A 4,212-nucleotide genomic window follows, 5' to 3' on the forward strand; every position below is an offset into this window, starting at 1 on the left:
AAGAGACAGTCAGCGCACGGTTCGAGGCGTCCTCTGCGTCTTCTGCGTCTTCCATGGGCCGGTGAGCACCAGGGACTCGCCGGGTTCGAGCATGTGCAGCCGCTCGCTCAGCCCGGCGTTGGCGAAGGCCTTGCGCACCGAGTCCGGTCCCTCACTGAAATGGGCCCAGCCCCGCGTGTGCAGCGGGATGACGTGGCGGGCGCCGAGGATGCGGGTCGCTTCGGCGGCGGCCTCGCTGGTCAGGGTCAGCGGGGCCCCGTCGAACAGCGAGGTCCGCGCCGCGCCCGCGAACAGCAGCGCCACGTCCACCGGCCCGATCCGCCGGGCGATCGCGCGGACGACGTCCAGCGACGCGTTGTCGCCGGAGACGTAGACCGTCGGCAGGTCGCGGCCCCGCAGCACGAAACCGGTCACCTCGCCGGTCATCGATTCGCAGCCGGGCGGGCCGTGCTGCGCGGGGACCGCGATGACCTCCAGCGAGCCGAGCGCGACCATCGCCCACGGCGGAAGGCCCTGGGCGGTGCCGCCGAGCCTGCTCGCGCCGCTGCGCGTGGTCAGCGTGAGCAGCACCTCCCCCACCAGGGCGCGGCCGGCCGGGTCGAGGTTGTCGGCGTGCTGGTCGTGCGAGAGCAGCACGGCGTCGACCTCGCCGATGTCCTCGCGCGAGAGGCCGGGCTCCTCGGTCTTGGTGAGGGGACGGCCGGGGGCGCTCTCGTGCACTCCCGCGGGGCTGAACGTCGGATCGGTCAGCAGCCGCTTGCCTGCGAGTTCGAGCAGCGCGGTCGGCCCGCCGGCAAACGACACTCGAAGATCATCCGTCATACCCGCCACAACAGGCTCCCTCCGCCGATTCTTCCTCCGCCACCACGCTTTTCCCGCCGGGGAAGGACGCCTCAGCGGGGCGACGGGCGCCGGGAGCTGATCACTCCGGTGTCGAACCCCGCCAGGTGCAGCCCGCCCGCGAACCGGGCGTGCTCGATCTTCACGCACCGGTCCATCACGACGTCCAGCCCGGCGCCGCTCGCGCGTTCGGCCACCGGTTCGTGCCACAGGCCCAGTTGCAGCCACAGGGTGCGGGCGCCCGCTTCGATCGCTTCCTCGGCCACCCCGGGCAGGTCCTCGTGCCTGCGGAAGACGCTCACCAGGTCCAGCCCGCCCGGGACGTCCGCCAGCGCGGGGTACACCGGGTGGCCGAGCAGCTCCTTCAACCGGGGGTTGACGAAGTTGACGCGGTAGCGGCTGGAGGACAGCAGGTAGGTGGCCACGAAGTAGCTGGGGCGCGCGGGATTGTCCGAGGCGCCGACGAGGGTCACCGACTCCGTGCGGTCCAGGATCGCCCGCCGCTGCCGCGCGGTGGGGGAGGCCCAGGTGCCGGTCACCGCGCCACCGCCTTCGACGCCGCCGTCAGCGCCTGGTCGATGTCCCACAGGATGTCTTCGACGTCTTCCAGCCCGACGGAGAGCCGGATGAGGTCGGGCCCGACCCCGCCCGCGCGCAACTGCTCTTCGGACAGCTGCTGATGCGTGGTGGACGCGGGGTGGATGACCAGCGAACGCGCGTCGCCGATGTTGGCCAGGTGCGACAGCAGTTCGACCGATTCGACGAACCTTTCGCCCGCGGGGCGGCCGCCCCTGACGCCGAAGGAGAACACCGCACCCGGACCCTGCGGCAGGTACTTCTTCGCGCGGTCGTGGTGCGGATGACCGGGCAGCCCGGCGTAGGCCACCCACGCGACCCGGTCGTCGGCGTCGAGGAATTCGGCGACCGCCTGGGCGTTGCGCACGTGCGCGTCCATCCGCTGCGGCAGCGTTTCCACCCCCTGGAGCAGGAGGAAGGCCGAATGCGGGGACAGGGCCGCGCCGATGTCCCGCAGCTGCTCGGCCCGCAGCCGGGTGCAGAACGCGTACTCGCCGAAGTTCTCCCAGTACTTCAGCCCGCCGTAGGAGGGCACCGCCTCGGTCATCCGGGGGAACCTGCCGTTGCCCCAGTCGAACCGGCCCGACTCCACCACGATCCCGCCGAGCGTGGTGCCGTGCCCGCCGAGGAACTTCGTCGCCGAGTGCAGCACGATGTCGGCGCCGTGCTCGATCGGACGGCACAGGTAGGGCGTGGCGAGCGTGGCGTCCACGACGAGCGGGATGCCGTGGGCGTGCGCCAGGTCGGCCAGGGCGGACAGGTCCGCCACGGTCCCGCCGGGGTTGCCGATCACCTCGGTGAAGATCAGCTTGGTGCGGTCGGTGATCGCGGCCGCGTAGTCCTCCGCGGTGTCTCCCGCGACGAACGTGGTGTCCACGCCGAAGCGCCGCAACGTGCCGCCGAGCTGGGTCACGGTGCCGCCGTAGAGGCCGCTGGCCGCGACGATGTGGTCCCCGGCCTCGGTCAGCGCGGAGAAGGTGAGGAACTCGGCGGCCTGGCCGCTGGCGGTGGCGACCCCGCCGATCGCGCCTTCGAGGCTGGCGATCCGCTCCTCGAAGGCGGCCACCGTCGGATTGCCGATGCGCGAGTAGATGTTGCCGTACTTCTGGAGTGCGAAGAGGTTCGCCGCGTCCGCCGCGTCTTCGAACACGAAGCTCGTCGTCTGGTAGATCGGTACCGCCCTGGCGCCGGTCGCGGCGTCGGGCAGGCCGCCGGCGTGCAGGGCCCGGGTCCGGAACCCCCAGCTTCGTTCACTCACGCCAGTGACGTTACCCAGTGGGACCGTCACGGGCCATGGTTCCCAGGCCTTGATCGCCCGGGTGCGCCGCTCCTGGCTCAGCCGAGCGCCTCGCGCAACCGCCGGAGCCGTTCGGCGGGGACCTGCCTGGGGCAGCTGAGGCATTTCGGCTGCCCGGCCTGGTAGAGCAGGCAGCAGGAGGCCCGGCGCACCACCACGGTCCCGCCCACCTCCGTGAAGCGGGGAAGCGGCAGCCCCCCGAGCGAGGCGACCAGCGGTGCGGCGATCTCCCGCGCCCGTTCCGGCTGCCCCGTCCACAGCAGGCGGTTGGCGATCGAATCCGTCGCGACCGCCCGTAGCGCCGCGGCCCGGGCGCCGGTGACCGACTCGACGGCCGCGATCACGGGATGGATCGCGGCGGCCAGCGCGGGGCCCAGCTCGCCACGGAGGGGACGGGAAGAGGCCGCGCCGAGCAGAGTGCCGTCTTCGAGCAGGCTCACGGCGAGCGCGTCGAGCGCCGGATCGGCCGGGTGCCCGGCCCGCACCAGTCCCTCGATGGCGGGCGCGACCAGGACCGAAGAGGCCGAGTACCACCAGATCGTGCCGAGCACCGGCGGCTTCACCGGACCGTGACGCCGCCGCGTCAGCGCGATCTGCCCCCGCACCCAGCCGGGGTCGGCCAGTGCCGTGCCGGGCACCGTGCTCACGGCACCCGCCGGTACGTCGCGATGGCGACCGACAGGGTGGCCTCGCGCGGCTCGTCGAGCCGGTCCAGCCGGGTGAGCCGCTCGGGGTGGTGCGCGTTCGGGCCCATGCCCACCACCTGGCGTACCTCATCGGGAGTGAGCGTGAGCGTCCTCGTGTACGGCTCCCTCGCCACGAGTTCGAAGTACCCGCCGAGAGCGGCTTCGATCCGCTCCTGTTTGCGGTCGTCCACTTCGAGCAGGTCGACCACGGAAGCCAGCTCGCGCAGGTGCCCCGCCTGGGGGGACACCACGACGAGGGCGCCGCCGGGGCGCAGCACGCGGTGGAACTCCGGCCCGTTGCGCGGCGCGAACACGTTCAGCACCACCGAGGCCGTCCCGTCGGCCACCGGCCAGGGCCGCCAGAGGTTCCACACCGCGGCCCCCAGCCGCTCGTGCGCGCGGGCCGCGCGCCGCAGGGCGAGGGCCGAAACGTCGAGCGCGAGCCCGGTCGCCGCGGGCAGCCGGTCGAGCACGCGGGCGAGGTAGTAACCGGTACCCGCGCCCGCATCGACGATCAGACCCGATCGGGTGAGCCGGGCCGCCTGCTCGGCGACGCGCTCGGCCACCGGCGCGTAGTGGCCGGCGGCGAGGAACGCGACCCGCGCGGCCACCATGTCCGCGGTGTCGGCGGTACCGGCGGGCACCTTGGCGTGCAGGAGATTCACGTACCCCTGTTTCGCGAGGTCGAAGGCGTGACCGCGGGGGCAGCGCAGGCTGCGGTGCTCCGGCCGCAACTCCTCGGCGCAGACCGAGCAGCGCAGGGCCCGCACGACCGGCGCGGGCGGGCCATCGGTGCGGGGAGCGGTCGGGGTC

At 73.1% G+C, this 4,212-nt stretch carries 5 protein-coding genes; all 5 read right to left on the bottom strand.

The features are described from left to right. Positions 1 to 9: 9 nt before the first annotated feature. Positions 10 to 822: an MBL fold metallo-hydrolase gene (locus FNH05_RS33600; RefSeq protein ID WP_144592883.1), complete on the bottom strand. Its 813-nt coding sequence runs from the start codon at positions 820 to 822 to the stop codon at positions 10 to 12. Between the two features lie 71 nt (positions 823 to 893). Continuing rightward, entirely contained in the window at positions 894 to 1,379 is a 486-nt protein-coding gene (locus FNH05_RS33605) for a CoA-binding protein (protein WP_144592884.1), read from the bottom strand. Then, complete coding sequence (locus FNH05_RS33610; protein WP_144592885.1) at positions 1,376 to 2,674, bottom strand: O-acetylhomoserine aminocarboxypropyltransferase/cysteine synthase family protein; 1,299 nt, start codon at positions 2,672 to 2,674, stop codon at positions 1,376 to 1,378. Before FNH05_RS33610 ends, FNH05_RS33605 begins: the two co-directional genes overlap by 4 nt. 77 nt (positions 2,675 to 2,751) lie before the next feature. Next, complete coding sequence (locus tag FNH05_RS33615; RefSeq protein ID WP_144592886.1) at positions 2,752 to 3,360, bottom strand: (2Fe-2S)-binding protein; 609 nt, start codon at positions 3,358 to 3,360, stop codon at positions 2,752 to 2,754. Further along, the gene (locus FNH05_RS33620; protein ID WP_144592887.1) at positions 3,357 to 4,169 is read right to left on the bottom strand and encodes a putative RNA methyltransferase; all 813 of its coding nucleotides are present in this window, start codon (positions 4,167 to 4,169) and stop codon (positions 3,357 to 3,359) included. The genes FNH05_RS33615 and FNH05_RS33620 overlap by 4 nt, the downstream gene beginning before the upstream one ends. Between the last annotated feature and the right edge of the window lie 43 nt (positions 4,170 to 4,212).

Source organism: Amycolatopsis rhizosphaerae, from assembly GCF_007713715.1.
GTDB classification, from domain to species: domain Bacteria; phylum Actinomycetota; class Actinomycetes; order Mycobacteriales; family Pseudonocardiaceae; genus Amycolatopsis_E; species Amycolatopsis_E rhizosphaerae.